Source organism: Lacisediminihabitans sp. (genome assembly GCF_036569425.1).
In the GTDB taxonomy this organism is placed as follows: Bacteria; Actinomycetota; Actinomycetes; order Actinomycetales; family Microbacteriaceae; genus Lacisediminihabitans.
The window spans coordinates 36,612-58,881 of sequence record NZ_DATCQQ010000030.1 but is presented as its reverse complement, the minus strand read 5'-3'; the positions used below and the strand labels follow the sequence as shown (position 1 = coordinate 58,881).

19 protein-coding genes are annotated in these 22,270 nt (G+C 68.6%); 10 read left to right on the top strand and 9 right to left on the bottom strand.

Features of this window, described 5'->3' with window-relative positions; all coding sequences use genetic code 11:
* Nucleotides 1-38 precede the first annotated feature (38 nt).
* From glgA to VIM54_RS06630, 3 genes are all read left to right on the top strand, one after another.
* On the top strand, nucleotides 39-1,223 hold the full coding sequence (gene glgA, locus VIM54_RS06640) for a glycogen synthase (RefSeq protein WP_331899979.1): 1,185 nt from the start codon (nucleotides 39-41) through the stop codon (nucleotides 1,221-1,223).
* Between the two features lie 50 nt (nucleotides 1,224-1,273).
* Nucleotides 1,274-2,056, top strand: a complete 783-nt coding sequence (locus VIM54_RS06635; RefSeq protein WP_331899978.1) for an ABC transporter ATP-binding protein — start codon at nucleotides 1,274-1,276, stop codon at nucleotides 2,054-2,056.
* Nucleotides 2,057-2,183: 127 nt separating this feature from the next.
* Nucleotides 2,184-2,435, top strand: coding sequence for a type B 50S ribosomal protein L31 (locus VIM54_RS06630; protein WP_331899977.1), 252 nt, complete (start codon nucleotides 2,184-2,186; stop codon nucleotides 2,433-2,435).
* A gap of 457 nt (nucleotides 2,436-2,892) precedes the next feature.
* Here the strand turns inward: VIM54_RS06630 and VIM54_RS06625 are convergent, their stop codons facing one another.
* Together VIM54_RS06625 and treS are read right to left on the bottom strand one after the other, a co-directional pair.
* Complete coding sequence (locus VIM54_RS06625) at nucleotides 2,893-3,582, bottom strand: 3'-5' exonuclease (protein WP_331899976.1); 690 nt, start codon at nucleotides 3,580-3,582, stop codon at nucleotides 2,893-2,895.
* A gap of 9 nt (nucleotides 3,583-3,591) precedes the next feature.
* Complete coding sequence (treS, locus tag VIM54_RS06620) at nucleotides 3,592-5,316, bottom strand: maltose alpha-D-glucosyltransferase (RefSeq protein ID WP_331899975.1); 1,725 nt, start codon at nucleotides 5,314-5,316, stop codon at nucleotides 3,592-3,594.
* A 106-nt stretch (nucleotides 5,317-5,422) separates the two neighbouring features.
* Here treS and VIM54_RS06615 point away from each other — a divergent pair, with 106 nt between their 5' ends.
* Nucleotides 5,423-6,352 (top strand): alpha/beta hydrolase, encoded by a 930-nt coding sequence (locus tag VIM54_RS06615; RefSeq protein ID WP_331899974.1) that lies wholly within the window; start codon nucleotides 5,423-5,425, stop codon nucleotides 6,350-6,352.
* The gene (locus tag VIM54_RS06610) at nucleotides 6,349-7,443 is read left to right on the top strand and encodes a glycosyltransferase family 1 protein (RefSeq protein ID WP_331899973.1); all 1,095 of its coding nucleotides are present in this window, start codon (nucleotides 6,349-6,351) and stop codon (nucleotides 7,441-7,443) included. The genes VIM54_RS06615 and VIM54_RS06610 overlap by 4 nt, the downstream gene beginning before the upstream one ends.
* On the opposite strand, the gene VIM54_RS06605 is transcribed toward VIM54_RS06610, so the two are convergent.
* Together VIM54_RS06605 and VIM54_RS06600 are read right to left on the bottom strand one after the other, a co-directional pair.
* Complete coding sequence (locus VIM54_RS06605; RefSeq protein ID WP_331899972.1) at nucleotides 7,430-8,074, bottom strand: histidine phosphatase family protein; 645 nt, start codon at nucleotides 8,072-8,074, stop codon at nucleotides 7,430-7,432. The two genes, VIM54_RS06610 and VIM54_RS06605, sit on opposite strands and share 14 nt — an antisense overlap.
* A gap of 60 nt (nucleotides 8,075-8,134) precedes the next feature.
* Nucleotides 8,135-8,986, bottom strand: coding sequence for a Sir2 family NAD-dependent protein deacetylase (locus tag VIM54_RS06600; protein ID WP_331899971.1), 852 nt, complete (start codon nucleotides 8,984-8,986; stop codon nucleotides 8,135-8,137).
* Nucleotides 8,987-9,100: 114 nt separating this feature from the next.
* Between VIM54_RS06600 and VIM54_RS06595 the strand changes: the two genes are divergently transcribed.
* The 3 genes from VIM54_RS06595 to VIM54_RS06585 all read left to right on the top strand — a co-directional run bounded on the left by VIM54_RS06595 (nucleotide 9,101) and on the right by VIM54_RS06585 (nucleotide 12,412).
* Complete coding sequence (locus tag VIM54_RS06595) at nucleotides 9,101-9,907, top strand: RNA methyltransferase (RefSeq protein ID WP_331899970.1); 807 nt, start codon at nucleotides 9,101-9,103, stop codon at nucleotides 9,905-9,907.
* 7 nt (nucleotides 9,908-9,914) lie between these two features.
* A complete protein-coding gene (locus VIM54_RS06590; protein ID WP_331899969.1) occupies nucleotides 9,915-11,156 on the top strand; it encodes a D-alanyl-D-alanine carboxypeptidase in 1,242 nt (413 codons plus the stop codon).
* A 155-nt stretch (nucleotides 11,157-11,311) separates the two neighbouring features.
* A complete protein-coding gene (locus tag VIM54_RS06585; RefSeq protein ID WP_414673187.1) occupies nucleotides 11,312-12,412 on the top strand; it encodes a fatty acid desaturase family protein in 1,101 nt (366 codons plus the stop codon).
* 124 nt (nucleotides 12,413-12,536) lie between these two features.
* Here VIM54_RS06585 and VIM54_RS06580 read toward each other — a convergent pair whose 3' ends face one another.
* Nucleotides 12,537-13,325: an SGNH/GDSL hydrolase family protein gene (locus VIM54_RS06580; RefSeq protein ID WP_331899968.1), complete on the bottom strand. Its 789-nt coding sequence runs from the start codon at nucleotides 13,323-13,325 to the stop codon at nucleotides 12,537-12,539.
* Between the two features lie 150 nt (nucleotides 13,326-13,475).
* On the opposite strand from VIM54_RS06580, the gene VIM54_RS06575 reads away from it, so the two are divergent.
* Nucleotides 13,476-13,742, top strand: a complete 267-nt coding sequence (locus VIM54_RS06575; RefSeq protein ID WP_331899967.1) for a GlsB/YeaQ/YmgE family stress response membrane protein — start codon at nucleotides 13,476-13,478, stop codon at nucleotides 13,740-13,742.
* Here the strand turns inward: VIM54_RS06575 and VIM54_RS06570 are convergent.
* Nucleotides 13,739-14,551, bottom strand: coding sequence for a winged helix DNA-binding domain-containing protein (locus VIM54_RS06570; RefSeq protein ID WP_331899966.1), 813 nt, complete (start codon nucleotides 14,549-14,551; stop codon nucleotides 13,739-13,741). The two genes, VIM54_RS06575 and VIM54_RS06570, sit on opposite strands and share 4 nt — an antisense overlap.
* 82 nt (nucleotides 14,552-14,633) lie before the next feature.
* Here VIM54_RS06570 and VIM54_RS06565 point away from each other — a divergent pair, with 82 nt between their 5' ends.
* Nucleotides 14,634-16,430 carry a DEAD/DEAH box helicase gene (locus tag VIM54_RS06565; protein WP_331899965.1) on the top strand — a complete coding sequence of 599 codons (1,797 nt, stop codon included), beginning with the start codon at nucleotides 14,634-14,636 and terminating at the stop codon, nucleotides 16,428-16,430.
* A 71-nt stretch (nucleotides 16,431-16,501) separates the two neighbouring features.
* On the opposite strand, the gene VIM54_RS06560 is transcribed toward VIM54_RS06565, so the two are convergent.
* The 3 genes from VIM54_RS06560 to VIM54_RS06550 are packed head-to-tail and all read right to left on the bottom strand — an operon-like array spanning nucleotide 16,502 to nucleotide 22,229.
* Entirely contained in the window at nucleotides 16,502-19,924 is a 3,423-nt protein-coding gene (locus tag VIM54_RS06560) for an error-prone DNA polymerase (protein ID WP_331899964.1), read from the bottom strand.
* Entirely contained in the window at nucleotides 19,924-21,501 is a 1,578-nt protein-coding gene (locus VIM54_RS06555; protein WP_331899963.1) for a DNA polymerase Y family protein, read from the bottom strand. Before VIM54_RS06555 ends, VIM54_RS06560 begins: the two co-directional genes overlap by 1 nt.
* Nucleotides 21,498-22,229 carry a hypothetical protein gene (locus VIM54_RS06550; protein ID WP_331899962.1) on the bottom strand — a complete coding sequence of 244 codons (732 nt, stop codon included), beginning with the start codon at nucleotides 22,227-22,229 and terminating at the stop codon, nucleotides 21,498-21,500. The genes VIM54_RS06555 and VIM54_RS06550 overlap by 4 nt, the downstream gene beginning before the upstream one ends.
* Nucleotides 22,230-22,270 lie beyond the last annotated feature (41 nt).

The window sequence follows — 22,270 nt, the reverse complement described above, 5'->3', positions numbered from 1 at the left end:
AGTAGAGGCACCAGTGGGCGTGTACTAGCGTTCAACACGTGAGAGTCGATCTGATTACCCGTGAATATCCGCCAGAGGTCTACGGGGGTGCCGGGGTCCATGTGACCGAGCTCGTGCGCGCCCTCCGACTGGACCTCGACGTCATCGTGCGCTGCTTTGGCCTGCCGCGGGACGAACCGAATGTGCACGGCTACCTCGTGCCAGCCCAGCTCGCCTCGGCGAACCCGTCCATCGCGACCCTCGGGGTAGATCTGGAGATCGCGCAGGATGTCGGCGGTGCGGACATCGTGCACTCGCACACCTGGTACGCGAACGCTGCCGGCCGAATCGCGCAGCTGCTGCACGGAGTGCCGCACGTCGTCACGGCGCACAGCCTCGAGCCCCTGCGTCCGTGGAAGGCCGAGCAGCTCGGCGGCGGATACCGCGTGTCGAGTTGGATCGAGCGGGACGCCTTCCTCGCGGCCGACGCCATCATCGCGGTGAGCCACGGCATGAAGCGCGACATCCTGCGCTCCTATCCGACCCTCGACGAGCAGCGGGTCTCCGTCGTGCACAACGGCATCGACCTCGAGCGATGGCATCCGGTCGAGGACGACGAACTGCTCCGCACCCTGGGAATCGACCCCGATCGTCCATCGGTCGTATTCGTGGGCAGGATCACCCGCCAGAAGGGCCTGCCGTACCTGCTGCGCGCGGCCGCCCAACTGCCCAAGGACGTGCAGCTCGTGCTCTGCGCCGGTGCACCGGACACCCCGGAGATCCTCGCCGAGGTGCGCGCCGGCGTCGCCGAGCTGCAGAAGGAGCGCACCGGGGTGGTCTGGATCGAGGAGCTGCTGAGCCAGCACGATCTCTCGGCGGTGCTCAGCTCAGCGACGACCTTCGTCTGCCCGTCGGTGTACGAGCCGCTCGGCATCGTGAACCTCGAGGCCATGGCCTGCGGGGCGCCCGTCGTCGGCACAGCGACGGGGGGAATCCCCGAGGTCGTCGACGATGGCGTCACCGGCCGGCTCGTGCCCATCGACCAAGCCGACGACGGCACTGGCACGCCGCTCGATCCGCAGAAATTCGTGGACGATCTCGCGCGCATCCTCACCGAAGTCGTGTCGGATCCCGAGGCGGCGAAGCGGATGGGTGCCGCCGGTCGCGACTGGGCGGAGCGGGACTTCGGCTGGCAGCAGATCTCCCAGCGTACGCAGGATGTGTATCGGTCGGTGCTCTCCTGATCGGCGCGCGGCGGCCACTCGTCCCGCTCGCGCGCAGGTAGGGTTGGGGCATGGCCAGCGTTCTCCAGCTTTCCGACGTATCGATCGTTCGAGATGGCAACCCCATCCTCAAGTCCGTCGACTGGACGGTCAACGGTGACGAGCGTTGGGTCATACTCGGCCCGAACGGCGCGGGCAAGACCACGCTGCTGCAGGTCGCGGCGGCGATGATCCACCCGAGTTCCGGCAAGGCACGAATCCTCGACGACACCCTCGGCGCCGTCGACGTGTTCGAACTGCGTCCGCGCATCGGGTTCGCCTCCACGGCCATGGCCCGCCGCATCCCGCAGAACGAGACGGTTCTGGATGTCGTGCTCACCGCCGCCTACTCCGTCACCGGGCGCTGGAACGAGACCTACGAGGACATTGACACGCGTCGCGCCCAGAGGGTGCTCGCGGAGTGGCGCCTCGGCGACCTGGAGAGCCGCAAGTTCGGCGACCTGAGCGACGGCGAGCAGAAGCGCGTGCAGATCGCCCGTTCGGTGATGACCGACCCGGAGTTGCTGCTGCTCGACGAACCGGCCGCGAGCCTCGACCTCGGCGCGCGCGAGGAGTTGCTGCAGCTGCTCGGCGGCTACGCGAGCGCACCGCAGGCCCCGGCGATCATCATGGTCACCCACCACGTCGAAGAGATCCCCGTGGGGTTCAACCGGGCGCTGTTGCTCTCCCATGGTGCGATCACCGCCGCCGGTCCCATCGGCGAGGTGATCACGTCGCAGAACCTCAGCGACACCTTCGGTCTGCCCCTCGAGGTCGAAGAGATCAACGGCCGGTACACGGCCCGCGCCAGTTAAGGTCCGAAAGGCCACCCGGCGACCCGGTCGCGCCCGAAAGGCGCTTGTTCTGGTAAAGTAGCTAGCTGGCCCACGCGCCGGAATTTTTCCCCAAGATATTTTCCCCAATCACAACCAAGGAATCACGATGAAGTCTGACATCCACCCCACGTACGCCCCGGTCGTCTTTCGCGACCTCGCGTCTGGCGCCACGTTCCTGACCCGTTCGACGGTCTCGAGCAACAAGACGATCGACTGGGAAGACGGCAACAGCTACCCGGTCATCGACGTCGAGATCTCGTCGGCATCGCACCCGTTCTACACCGGCAAGCAGCGCATCCTCGACAGCGCTGGTCGCGTCGAGAAGTTCAACTCGCGTTACAAGGGTTTCGGCGCGTAAGACTCCCACGCATCGAGGATGGCGATCGGCTTCGGCCGGTCGCCATCCTTCGTTAAGGCGTGGTCCGAGGCCTGGCGTCGCCTGCCGGTTCCGCCTGACGGTTCCGCCTGCCGCCCGCTCGGTCAATGCTGGCCGCTGGTCGTTGCTGGTCGATCGCTCGTCGCGGAGGGAGTCCTTCTCCTCTCCGGCGGGGAAATTCCCTCGCGGAGGGAGGCGTGCTTCCCGCCGCTGGGCGACTTCCCCCGCCGCGACGTCAGGTTCGCGGCGAGATACCCCGCCGACACGCGATTTCCGCCGCGGCAGAATCGGGCCGCGCACCGCCCGCTTCGCTTGAGCCGCGCGTCAGCCCGCCCGAGGTGCTGCCGCGAGTGATCGCGCTTCGGTGGTGCCGCGCGTCAGCACGCCGGGTGCCCCGCGGCAGCACCCTCGGGAGCCGCACACTGCGGGAGCCGCCGGGTTAGCGCTCCGGCCAGCCTCGCGCCGCCGTGAACGCGGGGTCCTTGGTGCGGCGCATGTAATCCTCGAAGCTTGCGGCCTGATCGTCGCACCAGTTCGCCTGCTGGGCGTGCAGCGCGGAGAGGTCGTCGCCGAGCTCGGTCGCGAACTTACGCGCGATCGCCTGGGCGACCCGCCCCGCCGCCACGGCATCCGCCCCGGCGTCGTGGGCGTCGGTGAGGGAGACGCCGTAGTTGAGCGCCGCTGCCTCGAGCGTGCGCTTGCCCTTGCGGTAGCGGTCGACCGCCTTGTCGATGACGAGCGGATCGATGATCGGGGCGGGGCCGATGAGCGGCGACACGCCGTAGCGCACGGCCTCTCGGTTGAGCAGGGTGAGGTCGTACGGCGCGTTGTAGATCGTGACGGGCACGCCCCGTTCGAGCAGCGCGCGCAGGGCGGCGACGATCTCGGCCACCACCTCCGCGGCCGGCCTGCCCTCCGCCCTGACTCGCTCCGTGGTGATCCCGTGCACGGCGCTCGCCTGCTCGGGGATCTCAACCCCCGGATCGGCCAGCCATTCGGTGAGCTCGATGCTCGCCCCCGTCGGGTCGATCACGCCAACGTGCGCCGAGACGATCCGACTCGTTTCCACGTCGATACCCGTCGTTTCGAGGTCGAAGACCCCGAGATTTCCACTCCACCAATTGCTCACGGTTCGAGACTACGACCGACCACCGGCATGCGCCGGCGTGCCGACGTGCAGCCAGTAGAAACTCTGCGTGCCCAGGGTGAGGGTGACCTCGCCGTTCTCGTCCAGGGACGGAAACTCACCGCCGCCGAAGAGGTCGTAGAGAGCCGATCCGCCGAACTCGCTCGCGCGGATTGACACGGAGACCGGGTTGTGGGCGAAGCTGAAGACGCACAGAACGGTCTCCGGGGAGTCCCCGAACTGCGTTCCGGACCCCTCGTAGGTGCGCACGAAGGCGAGCACCGACTCGTGCGTGGTCTCGAGCACGGTGAGCGAGCCGAGGCCGAAGGTGGGGTGCGCCTTGCGCACGTGGATCACGTTGCGCACCCAGTGCAGCAGCGAACGGGACTGGGCGAGCTGGGACTCCACATTCGTGAGCGCGTAGTTGTAGACGAGGGACTGCACAACCGGCAGGTAGAGCTTGCCGGGGTCGGCGGAGGAGAACCCGGCATTGCGGTCTGGAGTCCACTGCATCGGCGTGCGGGAACTGTCCCGGTCCGGCAGCCAGATGTTGTCGCCCATGCCGATCTCGTCCCCGTAGTAGAGGAACGGGCTCCCCGGCAGGCTGAAGAGCAGGGCGTGGGCGAGCTCGAGCTCGGCGCGCGAATTGTCGACCAGGGGAGCGAGGCGCCGGCGGATACCGATGTTGGAGCGCATCCGCGGGTCGTAGGCGTACCAGCCGTACATCGCCTGGCGGTACTCCTCCGACACCATCTCGAGCGTGAGCTCGTCGTGGTTGCGCAGAAAGACGCCCCAGCCGGCCCCCTCCGGAATGTCCAGGGTCTCCGAGAGGATGCGGGTCAGTTCGCCGGCATTCTGCGAGCGGAGCGAGTAGAAGATGCGCGGCATGACGGGGAAGTCGAAGGCCATGTGGCACTCCGGCTCCTCCTCGGTGCCGAGGAAGGCGGCGACCTCGCGCGGCCACTGGTTGGCCTCCGCGATCATGATGCGGCCGGGGTAGTCCTCGTCGAGGATCGCGCGCACACGCTTGATGAACTCGTGCGTCGGCGGCTCGCCCTCGCCATTGCCCTCCTCGGACTCGAAGAGGTACGGGATAGCGTCGAGCCGGATTCCGTCGACCCCGAGGTCGAGCCAGAAGCGGATGATGTCGATGATCGCCTCCTGCACCGCCGGGTTCTCGAAGTTGAGGTCCGGCTGGTGCGAGAAGAAGCGGTGGAAGAAGAACTGCCGCCGCACCGGGTCGAACGCCCAGTTGGACTCCTCGGTGTCGACGAAGATGATACGGATATTGGGGTACGACTCGTCGGTGTCGCTCCAGACGTAGAAGTCCCCGTACGGGCCCTCCGGGTGCTGCCGCGACTGCTGGAACCACTCGTGCTGGTCGGACGTGTGGTTGAGGGGGAAGTCGATCACGATCCGCATGTTGCGCTCGTGCGCCTTCGTCACGAGATCCTTGAACTCGTCGAGGGTGCCGAACTCGGGAAGGATGCTCTTGAAGTCGGCGACGTCGTAACCGCCGTCGCGGAGCGGCGACTGGTAGATCGGCGGAAGCCACAGGGCGTCGACGCCGAGCCACTGCAGGTAGTCGAGCTTGGAGAGCAGGCCCTGCAGGTCGCCTGAGCCGTCCCCGTTGCTGTCAACGAACGACCGCACCATGACCTCGTAGAACACCGATCGGCGGTACCACTGGGGATCCAGGGTGAGGCCAGGCAGTTGGATGGGTGCGGTGAAGCTCACAGTGCTCCTTCCGAGAGCGAAATCTCGAGTGGCCGAGGGGATTGATACGAGTTTAGGTGCCGTGTGCAAGCGCCTGGGTATCCTCCCGTCCGTACACTAGACAGTGATGACCACTCACTCGCCATACGCCGCGCTGCTCGACCAGATCCCCGTGGAGCGCCATGAAGTCAGCGTGCTCGGAAGCACCACGCGCTACTGGGAATACGGCGATCCGAACGCCGAGGTGACCATCGTCGTCGCCCACGGTTACCGCGGCGAACACCACGGCCTCGAGCCGGTCATCGCCCAGCTCCCGCACATCCACTGGATCGGGCCGGACATGCCCGGTTTCGGCGAGTCGACACCGCTCACCGAGGTTCCGCACAGCATCGCGGGCTTCGCCCAGTGGCTCACCGAATTCATCGATGTGCTCGGCCTCACCGGCAAGGCGATCACCCTCGGCCACTCCTTCGGCACCATCATCTCGGCGCAGGCCGTGGCTCTCGGCCTGAAGACCCCTGCCCTCATCCTCGTCAACCCGATTTCGACGTCGGGTCTCGAGGGGCCAAGCAAGTTCGCCACGATTGTGACGGTGGCCTTCTACCGCACGGCCGGCAAGCTCCCGAGCCGGGTCGGCGCCTTCCTGCTCCGCCGCTGGCTCGTCGTGCAGTTCATGAGTTCGACCCTCGCCAAGACGAAGGACAAGAACCTTCGCCGCTGGATCCACGCCGAGCACCACAACTACTTCAACCGTTTCGCCAGCCGCGACTTCGTGGTCGAGGCCTTCGAGGCCTCGGTGAGCAAGAACGTGAGCGACTTCGCGGCCGACATCACGATCCCGACGCTCCTCATCGCCGCCGAACTCGACGACATCACGCCCGTCCAGGCCCACTACGACGTGATAGAGACGATGCCGGACGCCAAGCTCGACCTACTGCTCGGCGTCGGCCACCTCATCCACTACGAGGTTCCCGACCTTGCAGCGAAGGCGATCGAGGACTTCCTCGTGGACCGTGGATTCGCGCACCGGCCGATCGAGGAGCCCCGCACGACGTGAGAGTGATTTTCGACTGCCGCTACACGCGCCTCGTGCGCCATGATGGCATCAGCCGTTACACCGCCGGGCTGGTCGGCGCATTCGCGAAGCTCCACCCGGTGACGATGCTCATCAGTGACGAACGCCAACTCACCATGCTTCCCGACCTGCCCTGGGTCACGGGTCGGGCGGGAACGAGCCCGCTCGAACCGTTCATCGGCATGCTCTCCATCAACAAGTGGAAGCCGGATGTCGTGTTCAGCCCCATGCAGACGATGGGCGCGACTGGCCGCAAGTACAAGCTCGTGCTCACGGTCCATGACATGGTGTTTTACCGCATCCGCCAGATCCCGGCCGGCTACAGCTGGTACGTGCGGGCGATCTGGCGCAGCTTCTACCTCACCTACTGGCCGCAACGCGCGGTGCTGCACCGGGCGGACGCGGTGGTCACCGGTTCGTACAACTGCGAACGCGAGATGCTCGAGGCGCGGCTGAGCGGCCGCCCGCTCACCGTCATCCGTCCGGGCGTCGACGACTCCGGACTGCCTCCGCGTGACTACCCGGCCTCGAAGACACTTGTCTACATGGGCACCTTCCAGCCGAACAAGAACGTGGAGACCCTGGCCAGGGGCATGCATCACCTGCCGGGCTACACCCTTCGCCTGCTCAGCCGCATCAGCGACGAGGATCGCGTGAGGATCGCGGCCCTCGCGCCCGCCGGCTCTATCGTGTTCGACAACGGCGTCACCGACGAGGAGTACCGGCAGGCGCTGCTCGAGGCGAGGGCCATGGTGACGGCGTGTCGCGACGAGGGGTTCGGCATCCCGCTGATCGAAGCAGAGGCCGTCGGCACGCCGCTCGTGATCAGCGATATCCCGCTGTTCCACGAGGTGGGTGGCGACGCGGCCGTGTTCTTTGACACAGAGAGCTCGGAGGCCTTCGCCTCGGCCGTGCTCGGCATGGACAACCCGACCGATTGGCTGCTGTGGAGCGCCAGGGTGCGCGAACAGGCCGCCGAGTTCAGCTGGGACGAGTCGGCCAGGCGACTGCTCGACCTGCTCACGGGCATCGTTCCGGAGACTTCGGAGCAGCAACAGCTCAGACGCCGCTGATCTCCCGGCGTTCCACCGCGTTCTGGTCGACGAAGTCTTCGCCTTCGTCGGTGACCGATTCCTCGTCGATCGGATCGTCGAACGCCACGAGTTCGAGACCGCCGTCGGTGTGCCGAAAGCTGTGCACCGAGCCGTTGGTGATCGGGATGCCGCGGTGGCGGTTCTCGTCTGGCGCGACCGCGTTGAGGACCGTGCGGATCACGCCGCCGTGGGTGGTGACGACGACGTCGCCGCCCGGGTGGCTCTCCGCGAGCGCGACGAGCGCCGGAATCACCCGGTGGGCGACCTGCTCGCGCGTCTCGCGCCCCGGCACGGGCGTGTCCCCGGGAAAGAGGCGCGACAACTCGTGGTCGGCCAGACCCTCCGCGGCCCCGTAGTGCCGTTCCACGATCGCGTCCATGGTCGTGACCGTGTCGATGCCGACCTCCCGGGCGATGATGCGGCCCGTCTCGAGGGCGCGCGAGAGCGGGCTGGACACGATCGCGTCCCACCGGCGGCTCGCCAGAAGCCTGCCGGTGCGGGCCGCCTGGGCGCGCCCGGTGTCGTTGAGCGGGATATCCGTGCTGCCCTGGATGCGGCGGTCGAGATTCCAGTCGGTTTCGCCATGGCGGACGAGGTAGAGGGAGGTCATTGCACGGCATCCTTCGCACGGTCGGAGCGCTCGCACCAGGCGAGAGCGGCACCGCCGAGGTTACCGGCTGAGGCGCCCGGCCAGTTCGGTCAGGGTCTCCGAGGTGCCTGCATCGATCTTAACCGTTGCCCGGCTGTCGCCCTTGGTCACGCCACGGTTGATGATCACGACGGGAATCCGACGCTTCGCCGCCTGGTCGAGCAGCCGAATACCCGAGTTGACCACGAGGGACGAGCCGGCGATGAGCAGCGCGCCGGCCGACCGAATGAGCGCGCTCGCCTCGGTGAACTTCTCGGTGGGGATGAACTCGCCGAAGAAGACGATGTCCGGCTTGAGGATGCCGCCGCAGACCGTGCAGTCCGGCGTCACGAAATCGTCGATCTGGCCGTACGCCACGTCGCCGTCCGGTCCGAGCTCGAAGGACTCCGGCTCGTCGAGGAGGGGGTTCGCCCTCGTCATGCGCTCCGCCACGTCGGTGCGTGCGTACGTCTGGCCGCAGGTGAGGCAGCGCACGCGGTCCATCGTTCCGTGCAGGTCGACCACTCGCTGCGAGCCCGCCCGCAGGTGGAGTCCGTCCACATTCTGGGTGATGATGCCGTTGACGACTCCGACGGCCTCGAGCTCGGCCAGCCTGCGGTGGCTCGAGTTGGGACTCGCTCCGTCGAACCGGCGCCAGCCGAGATGGCTGCCCACCCAGTACCGCTTGCGGTAATCGGGATCGGCGAGAAACTGCTGGAAGGTCATGGGATTGCGCGGGGGCGCGCCGTCGCCCCGATAGTCGGGGATGCCGGAATCCGTGCTCACGCCGGCGCCGGTGAGCACCGCGACCTCGCGCCCCCGAAGAACTTCGGCGGCTTCATCCAACTCGTCGGCGGTCGCACGAGGCCATTCGCGTACTGTCGCCTGTGTCACGTAACCTCTTCTCCCCGTGTGCCGTGCTCTCCCCAGAGTAAACAACGCAGTTTTCGGATATGTTTCCGAATGCTGGCAGTGTCTGGCAGATTAATTACGCCGGCAGGAGAAGCCATGCACATTGTTCGAATCGACGACCTGCAGCACGAGGGACTCGCTGACTACTCCAAACTCACGGATGTCGTGCTGCGTCGCCTGAGCGAACCGGCCGGCGGCCTGTACATCGCCGAGTCCAGCAAGGTGATCGCCCGGGCCATCGCCGCCGGCCATCGGCCACGGTCGGTGCTGCTGCAGGAGCAATTCGTCGCGGAGATTGAACCGTTGCTCGAGGGCTTCGACGTGCCCGTGTACGTGGGCAGCTCCGAGCTGCTGCAGACCCTCACCGGTTTCAACCTGCACCGCGGCGCTCTCGCGGCGATGCACCGCCCGCCGCTCGAGCCGGTGGAGCGGATCGTCGCCGGCGCCAAGCGGATCGTCGTGCTCGAGGACATCGTCGACCACACCAACGTCGGCGCGATCTTCCGGGCCGTCGCGGGGCTCGGCGCAGACGCCGTGCTCGTGACCCCGCGCTGCGCGGATCCGCTCTACCGTCGCAGCGTGCGGGTGAGCATGGGCACGGTGCTCCAGGTTCCGTGGACCAGGCTGCCCGAGTGGCCGGCCGGGGCCGAAGCCCTGAAGGCCGAGGGCTTCCACCTCGCCGCGCTCGCCCTCGCGGACGACGCGATCGCGCTGGACGACTTCGCCGCGCAGGACCACGACAAGATCGCGATCGTCCTCGGTACGGAGGGGGACGGCCTGAGTCGGGCGGCGCTGCACAACGCGGACTCGGTGGTCACCATCCCGATGCTGCACGGCGTCGATTCGCTCAATGTCGCCGCGGCGAGTGCCGTTGCGCTCTGGGCGCTCCGGGTCAGGCAATAATGGGCAGGTGTCACTGACCCCGAGCCGCCGCAGACGCCGGATCGGCGTCGTCTGGGGGAGCCTCGGCGCGGCGGTCGTAACGGTGGTGGCACTCTATCTGCCGCTCACGCTCCTCGCTCCGATCTCCACCGTGGCGGCGACCGCCGTCGCCTACACGGACCCCGCTCCAGCCCCGGCGACCATCGCCTGGCCGGCGCACGGCGCGAGCGCAGTCGCCGCCGTCGGCTATCCCGGCGTGCGTGCGACGAACGGGAGCACCGCGGCCCTTCCCATCGCGAGCATCAGCAAGATCATCACGAGCCTCGTGGTGCTCGAGGCGAAGCCCATAGCGCTCGACCAGCCTGGCCCAACCGTCACCTTCAGCGCAGCCGACGCCGCGCTCGTGAGGAAGTACCAGTCGATGGGCGGCAAGACGGTGCCGATGGCCGCCGGGGGCTCCCTGAGCGAGCGCGATCTCATGAGCGTGGCGCTCGTCGCCTCAGCCAACAACTACGCGGCGGTGCTCGCCGACTGGGCCTTCGGATCGGAGACGGCGTTTGCCTCGGCCGCGAAGGCCTGGCTGCTCGCGCACGGATTCGGCCAGACGACGATCGTCGAGCCGACGGGAATGAGCCCGTCGAACGTGAGCACCGCCACCGACCTGGTGGCGATCGGCCAGCTCGCCCTCGCCAGCCCCGTTGTGGCGCGAATCGTGTCCACACCGTCGTTCAGCCTGCCCGGGGTGGGAATCCTCAAGAACAGCAACACCCTGCTCGGGCACGACGGCGTGGAGGGCATCAAGACCGGCACTCTCGAGCAGGCCGGTGCCTGTCTGCTCTTCGCCGCGCACTACTCCATCGGGGGCAAGACGATCACGGTGGTCGGAGCGGTGCTGGGGGCGGTGGACCACACGGCCCTGAACACGGATGTGCGCGCCATGCTCGCCTCGGTGAAGGCGGGATTCCACGAGGTGAGGCTCGCCGCCAAGGGCGAGCCGTTCGCCAGCTACGCGACCCCGTGGAAGCAGAAGGCGCGGGCGATCGCCACCAAGGCGGCGTCGATCGTGGTGTGGAGCAATCCCCGGGTCAGATCGGTGATCTCGGCGCGGAACGTCTCGCTGCCGAACAAGGGTGCTGCCGCGGGCCGCGTGACCTTCACGATCGGTGACCAGAAGATCACGGTGCCACTCGCACTGGACCGCGGCTTTCAGGACCCTGGGGTGTGGTGGCGACTGACCAATCCCGGCACCTTGATGACCGCGTCGCGCTGAGGATCGAGCGGTGAGACACGTCGCGGGCTGAAACGCGCAGTATGCCGCTTTGGGAATAAATGCATACGTCTCACAGCCTTTGCCGTTAAGGTAAAAACATCCACGGAGCAACCGCTCAACCATATGGCTGGGAAGTCGTTCCGAATCGAGGTTTAGTGTCTGACTCCGTATCCGCCGCCCCGGTTGTGACCTTCACGAAGACCCGCCCTGGCGGCAGCCGCATCAACCCGACCACCGAGTATTCTGCGCTTCTCCGCACCGTGCGTGACGCCGGCCTCCTGCGACGACGCACCGGCTTCTACGTCACGGTCTTCTCGCTGATCACGCTCGCCCTCGGCGGTGCGATCACCGGCTTCGTGCTTCTCGGCGACACCTGGTACCAGCTGCTCATCGCCGGCGTGCTCGGCGTCATCCTCACCCAGTACGCTTTTCTCGCCCACGAGGCGGCGCATCGCCAGGTGTTCGAGTCCGGCAAGGCCAATGACATCGCCGGCCGGGCCCTCGCCAATCTGTTCGTCGGCATCAGCTATTCCTGGTGGATGACCAAGCACAGCCGCCACCACGCCAACCCGAACGTCATCGGCAAGGACCCGGACATCGAGCGGGACTTCGTGTCCTTCATCGAGGAGGATGCCGCCAAGACCCGCGGCATCTACGCCTGGGCCACGAAACGCCAGGGCTACCTCTTCTTTCCCGCCCTGGCCCTCGAGGGACTCAACCTGCACATCCTCGGCTTCAAGACCGTGTTCGGCAAGGGCAAGGTCGACAAGCGCTGGCTGGAAATCAGCATGCTCGTCACGCGCATCAGCGCCTACCTCGCCGTGATCTTCCTCACGCTGCCGCTTGGCATGGCCTTCGCCTTCATCGGAGTGCAGCTCGCCGTGTTCGGCATCTACATGGGCGCGTCGTTTGCTCCCAACCACAAGGGGATGCCGACCCTGCCGCACGACAGCAAGGTCGACTTCCTGCGACGCCAGGTGCTCACCAGCCGCAACATCACCGGCCGGGGAACCACGACGTTCATGGGCGGGCTCAACTACCAGATCGAGCACCACCTCTTCCCGAACATGCCGCGGCCGCATCTCGCCAAGGCCCGGGAGATAGCCAAGGAGTACTGCGACACCCACAACATCGCCTACACCGAGACGACGCTGACCCAGTCATACGGAATCGTGGTCAAGTACCTCAACCGGGTGGGACTCGCCGCCGGCGGGGACCCGTTCGACTGCCCGGCCGCCTCGCAGTTCGGTCGCTGAGTAGCCAGCGCAGCACTTCCTCGTAACAGTCGGGGGCGGTAACGTCGAAAGACGTGATCGCCCCCGACTTCTTCGTTGCCTGGTGACCGTCGGTTCCGCGTCACGCGATCGTTGTGCGGCACTCCTAGAGCGCGGTGTGCGAGTGGTACGGCCCTGCATCCGGCCGCTTGGGGGCGATCCCGTCGCCGGACGACTGGTGCCGGATGCGGCGGACCACCCACGGCACGAGGTACTCACGTGCCCAGCCGATGTCCTCGACCCTGGCCTGGCGCCACGGTCGCTTGGGCGGCGGCTCCGGCGAATAAGGCTTGAGTTCGTTCTTCACGTTGAGCGCCTCGAGCACCATCCGGGCGATCGTGTTGTGGCCGATGGGGGAGAAATGGAGTCGGTCCGCCGCCCACATCCTCGGGTCCTGCAACTCGCGCAAGGCCCACATGTCGGCCACGACGAGGTCGTGCCGCACGGCTATCGCCCGCAGGTTCTCGTTGTAGATCGCCACCTTGCCGCGGGCACGGTTGAGCATCGGGGTCATGCCGATGTCCGGTCCGTTGAAGAGCACGACTGTGGCGTCGTTCGACCTCAACCGGGTCACGGCCTTCTCCAACTGTGCGGCGAGGCGGTCCGGGTCGCCGTTGGGGCGGATGAGGTCGTTGCCCCCCGCGGAGATCGTGATCAGGTCGGGGCGCAGCGCGAGCGCCGGCTCCATCTGCTCGTCCACGATCTGGCGCAGCAGGCGACCCCTGATCGCGAGGTTGGCGTAGGCGAAGTCGTGGGTCTGCTCACTCAACACCTCGGCGACGCGGTCAGCCCAGCCGCGATTGCCGCCCGGGCTTTGTGGTTCAGGGTCACCGATGCCCTCGGTGAACGAGTCCCCGAGCGCAACATAGCGGGACCACGGATGCTGCTGAGTCATTACTCAAGCGTGCCTCACAACTTCGCGCCGCGCCAACCGCTAGCAGCGCGGAATAGCACCGTGAACCCCTTGCCCCCTGAACGGGGGAGTGGCAAAGTATGGATGCGTTCGAGATTCGTAACGTGCAAGTCGACTATTGGAGCTGGGACCATGGGTTTACTCGGATGGATCATTCTGGGGCTGCTGGCTGGCGCGATCGCTAAGGCCATTCTGCCCGGCAGGCAAGGCGGAGGCTGGATCGTCACCCTCCTCCTCGGGGTAGTGGGAGCGCTTCTCGGCGGGTGGATCGGATCCGCCATCTTCGGCGTGGGAATCAACAGCTTCTTCTCGCTGTCGACCTGGCTGCTGGCGATCCTCGGCTCGATCGTGGTGCTGCTGATCTTCGCCCTCATCACGCGCAACTCGCGCCGGGCCTAACGCGGCGCCTCCGGCAGGTCGAAGATTTCTCGACCCGTCTCGGCGCGAAAGACCCGCAGGGCCGGCCGAAGCGACTCGAACACCTCGCCGAGGCGGGTGAGGCCGCACCAGGCCTGCGCATCGAGCACGGATGCCGGGCCGAACGCGGCAAGGTAGCGCAGCACGAGGGCTGGCAGCGGCTCGGATGCCTCCGGGTTCTTCCGATTTCGCCGTGCTCTCGGCTCGGCGGGCGCCGACCCCGCCAGCCAGGCCTCGAGCGTGGTGTGCGCCGGGCGACCGCTGCGCCCCCACACGCCGCGCGGCGGGGTCTGCACGAGCGGGAGGTAGCAGCGTGCGACCTGGGCGAGGTCGGCTGGTGAGTGGTTCGGCCACCGTTCGGTGAGTCGCGCACCGAGGTCGGCCGACGTGATCGGAGCCTGCTCCAGGATGAGCCTGGCGGCCTCGGCGGCCTCCGCGACATTCAGCCCGGCCCAGCGGCGCCGATACGCGCCGAGCGCTGCTCGCTCGATCGCGGACTGCAGGATGGGGCGAATCCCGATCGCGTCCCGGGCCGACAGTAGGTGCACGGTGCTGCGCATCGCCGCGATTCGAACGACCTCGCGATTCTCGAGCCCGGCGCCGAACGCGGAGGCATCGACGGCGGCGAGCCGGGACCAGAGCGCCGTGTACCAGCTCTGCGGTGTCTGCGCCTGGAGGCCGACGAGGTGTTCGACGGCGGCGAGCGGGGGCATCGACGATCTCTCGAGCAGCAGCTGGCGTTGGAGCGTGGCGCGGTTGAGCCGGCGCACACCGAGCAGTTCGCCGTTCATGGTGCGACGATAGCGCGGAGCGCCGTCACTCGCCCCCGCTCCTGGGCGTCGATGACGGTGGCTGCCGGTAGAGTCTTTTCAAGTGAGCACTCCACTGCCGTTCGGTCCCGTCGTGGGCAGGTCTGCAGCCGAGCACCTTTCCCCGTCGTTCCCCGAGCGTGCGGCCCGCGGAACGGCAGACAAGCTCCGCGCCTGGCAGGCGGAGGCCCTCGACGCCTATTTCGTCAAGGAACCCCGGGACTTCCTCGTGGCCGCTACCCCGGGCGCCGGGAAGACCACGTTCGCCCTCCGCCTCGTCACCGAACTCCTCGCGCAGCGCAAGATCGACCGCGTGACCGTGGTCGCCCCCACCGAGCACCTCAAGCGCCAGTGGGCGGATGCCGCACACCGCGTGGGCGTGCGGCTCGACCCGGGATTCAAGAACGCGCACGGCTGGGCCGGCAAGCACTACCACGGCGTGGCGGTCACCTATGCGCAGGTCGCCATGCGGCCGGCCCTCCATCGCAGCCTCACCGAAGGCGGCCGTTCGCTCGTGATCCTCGATGAGGTGCACCACGGCGGCGACGCCCTCAGCTGGGGCGACGCCATCCGCGAGGCCTTCGAACCGGCGACCCGTCGGCTCAACCTCACCGGCACGCCGTTCCGCTCCGACACCTCGCCGATCCCCTTCGTCACCTACTACCCGGACGAGCACGGCATCCGCACCTCGCACGCCGACTACGCGTACGGCTACGGCCGGGCCCTCGCCGACGGCGTAGTGCGCCCGGTCATCTTCATGGCCTACGCGGGAAAGATGCGCTGGCGCACCCGCACCGGCGACGAAATGGAGGCGCGGCTCGGCGAGGGCGACACGAAGGATGTGACGGCCCAGGCCTGGCGAACGGCGCTCGACCCGGAGGGCGAATGGGTGCCCGCCGTGCTCAAGGCGGCCAACCGGCGGCTCACCGAGGTGCGCCACGGCGTTCCAGATGCCGGTGGCCTCGTCATCGCCACTGACCACTACGCGGCGCGCTCATACGCCTCCATCCTCGAGACGATCACGGGGCAGGCGCCGACCGTCGTGTTGTCAGACGAGAAGGCCGCGAGCGACAAGATCGGTGAGTTCGCCGCGGGGGATTCCCGCTGGATGGTCGCCGTGCGCATGGTGTCGGAGGGCGTGGACATTCCGCGCCTCGGGGTCGGCGTGTACGCGACCTCCGCATCCACCCCCCTCTTCTTCGCCCAGGCGATCGGGCGCTTCGTGCGCACCCGGCGTCGCGGCGAGACGGCATCCATCTTCCTGCCGAGCGTGCCGTCACTCATGGCGCTCGCGGCGCAACTCGAACTCGAGCGGGACCACGCCCTCGACCGGGATCCCGGCGAGGGCCTCGAGGAGATCCTGCTCGACGACGACGCGGCCGACGACGCCAACCGGGTCGAATCCGCCTCGGGGGACGCCCTGCTCTTCGACTTCAAGCCCCTGGAATCGGAGGCGGCGTTCGACCGCGTGCTCTTCGACGGCGGCGAATTCGGGGTCGGGGCGGCGGTGGACAGCCTCGAGGAACTCGACTTCATCGGCATCCCCGGCCTGCTCGAACCCGACCAGGTGAAGGAGCTGCTTCGTCACCGCCAGGCCCGCCAGGCCAGGCGCATCACCGACCGGCAGAGACAGCCGGGCGAGTCGGATCCGGCCGAGCCGGTGCCCCTCTACCGCAACCTCAAGGAGCAGCGGGCCCTGCTCAACAGCCTCGTCGGAATGCGGGCCAAGGCGACGGGTGAGCCGCACGGCATCATTCACGCCGAGCTGCGACGCATCGCCGGTGGCCCGTCCGTCGCCCAGGCGAGCGTGTCCCAGCTGCAGGCTCGGATCGACCTGCTGCGTCGCGGCCTGCGGAGCTAGTGCACCCTCCTCGAGACCTCGATCGTCAGGCGCGACTCCGCCCGAGCGTGCCCGGCCCGAGCGGGTCCGGATCAGCGGAAGTCGCGGGATGCCGTCCGCGTCGCCATGGCGAGCGGCTCCAGGCGGTCCGCCAGCAGGTTCGTCACCCCCTCGGGGGAGCGCTCGAGGATGCCGCGCACGATCAGCGCCGGTGAGTCCCTGGCGATCCTGCGGTACCGGTTCCAGACTCCGACGCTGCAGATCACGTTTACGAGACCGGTCTCGTCCTCGAGGTTCATGAAGGTGATGCCGCTCGCGGTGGCCGGACGCTGCCGATGCGTCACGACCCCGCCCACCTCGATGCGGCGCCCGGATTCCGCCGTCGCGAGATCCGCCGAGCTCAGCACGCCTCGGGCGCTGAGTGCCGACCGCACGTGGCCGATCGGGTGGTCGTCGGGGGAGATGCCGGTCGCCCAGAGGTCGGAGGCCAGCACCTCGGCCGGATTGGGCATCGAGAACAGCGGTGGTTGCACGGAGACCATGCTGCCGGGCAGATACTCCTCGCGGTCCTGCGCGGCGCCGCCTGCTGCCCAGAGCGCCTCCCGCACCGTGAGGCCGAGCGACTCGAAGGCCCCGGCGGCGGCCAGCGCCTCGAGCTGCGCGGTGGTGAGGCCGACCCGGCGCACGAGGCTCGGCATGTCGACGTAGTCGCCGCCGGTCTCGCGCTCGGCAACGATCCTCTTCGCGAGATCCTCGCCGATGCCCTTGACCTCGGCGAGCCCGAGGCGCACCGCGAGGTTGCCGTCCCGGCGGTGGTCGTCGGTGTCGAAGTGGGCGGCGCGATCGAACGGCCCCACGGCCGGTTGCTCGTGCGCGAGGCACGCGTCGTCGCCCGTCGCCTTCTCGCCGCGCTCGTCACCCCGGGAACCGGCGCCCGCGATACCCTCGAGCCCGGCATCCCACCCCGACCTCAGGATGTCCGGCCGTCGCACCTCAACGCCGTGGCGTCGGGCATCCGCCACGAGCGAGAGCGGCGAGTAGAACCCCATCGGTTGTGCGCGCAGCAGCGACGCGAGGAACGCGGCCGGGTAGTGCAGCCGCAGCCAGGTGCTCGCGTAGACGAGCAGGCCGAAACTCAGCGAATGGCTCTCCGCGAAGCCGAAGTTCGCGAAGGCCTCGATGCGCGAATAGATGTCGTCGGCATCCGCCCCGGCGATCCCGTTGCCCGCCATGCCCTCGTAGAGTTTCGCCTTGAGCGACGCGATCTTCTCCTGCCCGCGCTTGGAGCCCATGGCCCGTCGCAGCAGGTCCGCGTCATCCGCGCTGCAGCCGCCGACGGCCATCGCCACCTGCATGAGCTGCTCCTGGAAGAGCGGAATGCCGAGGGTGCGTTCGAGCACCGGCTCGAGCAGCGGATGCAGGTAGGTGACCTTCTCGGTGCCCATCTTGCGCCGGATGTACGGGTGCACCGCGCCGCCCTGGATAGGACCGGGCCGCACCATCGCGATCTCGACCACGAGGTGGTAGAACTCGCGCGGCTGCAACCGGGGGAGCATCCCCATCTGGGCGCGGCTCTCCACCTGGAACACCCCGATCGAGTCGGCGCGGCAGAGCTGGTCGTAGACGCCCTGCTCCTCGCGCGGAAGGGTGGCGAGGGTCCACTCCTCACCGAGGTGATCGCGCACGAGGTCGAAGGTGTGCTGCAGCGCGTTGAGCATGCCCAGGCCGAGCAGGTCGAACTTGACGAGGCCCATCCAGGCACAGTCGTCCTTGTCCCACTGCAGCACCGTGCGGCCGTCCATGCGTCCATGCTCGATCGGGCATACTTCCCCGACCGGCCGGTCGGTGAGCACCATTCCGCCGGAATGGATGCCGAGGTGGCGCGGGAATTTGAGCACCTCCATCGCGAGATCGGTGACCGCTGTCGGGATGTCGTGGTCGACGCTCGAGAGCAGCGCCCCGTGCCGCTCCACCTGCTTCGACCACGCGTCCTGCTGGCCGGGACTCGCGCCGAGCGCCTTCGCCATGTCGCGCACGGCGAACTTGGGACGGTACTGGATCACGTTCGCCACCTGCGCGGCGTTGTGCCTGCCGTACCGCTCGTAGACGTGCTGGATCACCTCCTCCCGCCGGTTGGAGTCGAAGTCGACGTCGATGTCCGGCTCCTCGTCGCGCATGCTCGACAGGAAGCGCTCGAACGGCAGGTTGTAGAAGATCGGGTCGACGGCCGTCACGTCGAGCAGGAAGCACACGGCGGAGTTCGCGGCGCTGCCCCGGCCCTGGCAGAGGATGCCGCGGCCGCGGGCGAATGCCACGATCTCGTGCACGATGAGGAAGTAGCCCGGGAAGTCCTTCGCCTCGATGATGTCGAGCTCGTGGGCGATGCGCGCCCGGTTCTCGTCGCTCAGGTTCGGATAGCGGTGCGGCACGGCATCCCAGACCAGTGTGCGCAGCCAGCTCATGGGGGTGTGGCCGGGCGGAACCTCCTGGCGGGGGAGCCTGGGGCGTGCGCTGCGCAGCCGGAAGCCGACCTCCTCCGCCACCTCCACGGTGCGCTCGACCGCGCCGGGGTAGCGGGCGAAACGCTCCGCCATCTCGTCTCCCGAACGCAGGTGCGCGGCCCCGGATGCCGGCAGCCAGCCGTCCATGTCGTCGAGGCTCCGGCGGGCGCGCACCGCGGCCAGCGCGGAGGCGAGCCGGTGCTGCTCCGGCCGCGCGTAGTGCACGTTGCCCGTGGCGACGACGGGCAGCCCACGCCGCGCGGCGATCGCGGCGAGGGCGTCGTTGTGGTCGCTGTCGAGCGGGTTGCCGTGGTCGAACAGTTCCACGAGCACGTTGCCCAGGCCGAACAGGTCGACCAGGCGGTCGAGCTCCCGGGCCGCCGCCGGCTCGCCGCCGGTGGCGAGGGCCTGGCGCACCCAGCCCTTGCGGCATCCGGTGAGCACCACCCAGTGGCCGCCCGCCCGCCCGGCGAGTTCGTCGGTGTCGTAGAGCGGACGGCCCTTCTCCAGCCCGGCCAGCTGGGCCGAGGTGAGAGCGCCGGCCAGGCGGTGGTAGCCCTCCTCCTTGCGGGCGAGCACGAGCAGGTGGCTGCCCTCGGGGTCCGCTGCGCCATTCTGCGGTTTGCTGAGGCCGAGCGAGAGTTCGGCGCCGAAGACCGTCCCGATGCCCGGGTGGCTCTCCGCGGCCTCCGCCATGCGCACGATGCCGTAGAAGCCGTCGTGATCGGTGATGGCGAGGGAGTGCAGGCCGAGGCGCGCCGACTCCTCGAGCAGCTGTTCCGGCGAGGCCGCGCCGTCGAGAAAACTGAAGTTGGAGTGGGCGTGCAACTCCGCGTATGGCACGCGGGAGCCGACCTCCTCTCGCGCGGGCGGCGGCGCGTATGCCGGCCGCTTGTTCGACCAGGCCGGGTTGTCGCCACCGTCCGCCCCTACCGGCGGATTGCCCGGGCGGCGGGCGTCGGAAAGCTTGCGTTCGAACTCCGACCAGGGAATCGGCGGGTTGTTCCAGCCCATCAGTCGTACCTCGCTTCTGCCCACCAGTGGCCGCCGTCGAGCACGAGCAGCCAGGCCACCCCTGCCCCGTCGACGAGCTGGAAGCGGCTGGCCCGCCGGGAGTCATCGACGTCCCACCAGCGTTCGTCGATCGTCCACGGCCCGGTCCACGCGCCCACCGGCAGCAGGGTCGTGCCGTCGGTGGAGAACTGCGCCGGGGCGCCGGAGAGCGTTCCCCGCTCGTCGACGTCGACCGTGGCCCCCCGCTCGTCGAGCACGATCGCCGGCCGCGGCGCCTCGAACACGCTCGACGGCGCCGGGGTTGGCAGCCGGCCGGGCCACGGCTGGCTCGACGACTTGCCGCCGGTCGGGCGGTCGCCCCACGCCACGAGCGTCCGCCGGTCGAGCAGTGTTCGCCCGCCGCCCAGGACGGCGGTGAGCACCGCGCCGTGGCCGAGCATGCTCTGCACCCGGGAGAGCCCGTGGTGGATCCGCTCATCGAGGCCGGTTCCCCAGAGGCCCTCCTCGTGGTTTCCGATCGCATCGACGCTCTCGGGGACCACCCGCACCCGCGTGATGCCCGAGCTGAGACCGCTGTCCACCGCCCCGGCTCCCTGCAGCTGCCAGCGCACGCGGTCGACGACGTCTACCGCCGTGAAGGAACGCGGATGCAGCCAGCCCCGCTCAGACACGTCGCCGGACTCGGAATCCACCTCGATCCTGATCGCCGTGCAGACGAGCTTCGCGCGCACGAGTTCGGCAATGAACTCGTCGGCGGCCGCCCGGAACCCGAAGGTCACCTGGTCGACGCGGTCGAGCGGCGGTTCGAACTCCGCCACCCGGTCGAGTTGTTCCGGGGGAGTCCTGGCGACGACCGGACGGCTGTCCCTGCCGCTCGCGAGGGCGTGCAGCCACGCGCCGGACTCGCCGAAACGCGCGTCGACATCCGTGGCCGTCAGTCGCGAGAATTCGCCGAGGGTGTGGATGCCGAGCCTGCGCAGCAGGGTCGCGAGCGCCGGCTGGCCGAGCAGCCCGACCGGCATGGGCGCGAGAAACTCGGCGGACCCGCCCTCCGGCACGATCCGGATGCGCTGCCGCCCAGGAAGGCGGGCGGCGTGCTCCGCGGTGAACGGTCCGTCGGCCACACCGACGCGCGACCCGTGGATCGCCAGGCCGTCGAGGGCGTCCAGCAGCCAGAGCGCCGCCTCCTCCTCTCCGCCGTAGTACCTGGCTGGTCCGCGGGCGCGAACGGCGCAGGTGCCGGGCCGCAGCAGCTGCACGCCCGGCATCGTCTGCTCGATCGCCTCCAGCACCGGTTCGAACGAGCGGATGTCGAGCGCCTGTTCGTAGGGGAAGACGAGCAGTTGCGGGCAGCGCGCCTGCGCCTCGCGCACCCGCATACCACGCCTTACCCCCTCGACCCGGGCGGCGGCCGAGCAGGCGAAGACGACGCTGCCGTCGATGAGGGCGACTGGGACATCCGCGGCGAGTCCCTTCACGCGCGCCACCGCGGTGATGGGCCAGTCCGGGCACCACAGCAGGATCGTGCGGGTGGGGGTCGAGCGGCCGACCGGGGCCGAGAGCGCTGCGCCGGTCATCCCGCGGCCTCCTGCCGGTACGCCTCGCGCCGCACGGCCACCGCGCGGAACTGCTCGTGCGGGTCTGGCAGCCACAGCCTCGCGCTGCGCGGTCGGCCGCCCGCCCGGCTCGTGACCGTCACGGTGACCTGCCGTGCGCTCAGGTGCCCGTTGCCCTGGCCGATCCCGCTCCAGCTGCTCTCGGAGAGGCTCAGCATCGCCTCGCTCTGCGGCCAGGGGCCGAGCACGAGGAGGGTGGTTCCCCGCTGCCGGAGTCTGGCGGTGAGCCGCGAGACGCTCGCGTCGCTCGCCCGCCTGGGCGGTCGGGCCACGACGACCCCGAGCACGTCGGCGATCGCCGCGGTGACGGCGAGCCACTGGTCGCCCGGATGCGGCACGAGAACGAGGCGGTCGAGGTCGATGCCGAAGCCCGCCGCAGCCTCGACGCCGAACTCGGGCACCCCGACCACCCCGCACCAGGTGCCGGCGGCCGACGGGGCGGCGAGCAACGCCATGAGGAGGGTCGCCGATCGATCGACCGAGTAGGCAACACCCTGCTTGAGCCCGCCACCGGGGAGCAGCCCGGCGATCGCGGGGTGGGTGGGAATGGTGCGCGTGTCGAGTTTGGTGGCCTGCATCTGGCGGATGCGCGCCTGCAGACTCTCGATGGATTCCGCCCGCTCCGTCTGGCGCGCGCCAGACCGCGCGCCCGAGGGGGCGAGCGTGGTGGCGGCAGCAGAGTGGTTCACATCCCCATATTCGAACATACATTCGAATATGTCAATTGCCA

Bases quoted from the DNA above. Each gene is read 5' to 3' on its own strand.
- VIM54_RS06570 (WP_331899966.1), bottom strand. From the start codon at position 14,551: ATGAACGGCGAACTGCTCGGTGTGCGCCGGCTCAACCGCGCCACGCTC.
- VIM54_RS06555 (WP_331899963.1), bottom strand. From the start codon at position 21,501: ATGACCGGCGCAGCGCTCTCGGCCCCGGTCGGCCGCTCGACCCCCACC.
- VIM54_RS06575 (WP_331899967.1), top strand. From the start codon at position 13,476: ATGGGTTTACTCGGATGGATCATTCTGGGGCTGCTGGCTGGCGCGATC.
- VIM54_RS06580 (WP_331899968.1), bottom strand. From the start codon at position 13,325: ATGACTCAGCAGCATCCGTGGTCCCGCTATGTTGCGCTCGGGGACTCG.
- VIM54_RS06615 (WP_331899974.1), top strand. From the start codon at position 5,423: ATGACCACTCACTCGCCATACGCCGCGCTGCTCGACCAGATCCCCGTG.
- VIM54_RS06635 (WP_331899978.1), top strand. From the start codon at position 1,274: ATGGCCAGCGTTCTCCAGCTTTCCGACGTATCGATCGTTCGAGATGGC.
- VIM54_RS06595 (WP_331899970.1), top strand. From the start codon at position 9,101: ATGCACATTGTTCGAATCGACGACCTGCAGCACGAGGGACTCGCTGAC.
- VIM54_RS06560 (WP_331899964.1), bottom strand. From the start codon at position 19,924: ATGGGCTGGAACAACCCGCCGATTCCCTGGTCGGAGTTCGAACGCAAG.
- VIM54_RS06630 (WP_331899977.1), top strand. From the start codon at position 2,184: ATGAAGTCTGACATCCACCCCACGTACGCCCCGGTCGTCTTTCGCGAC.
- VIM54_RS06605 (WP_331899972.1), bottom strand. From the start codon at position 8,074: ATGACCTCCCTCTACCTCGTCCGCCATGGCGAAACCGACTGGAATCTC.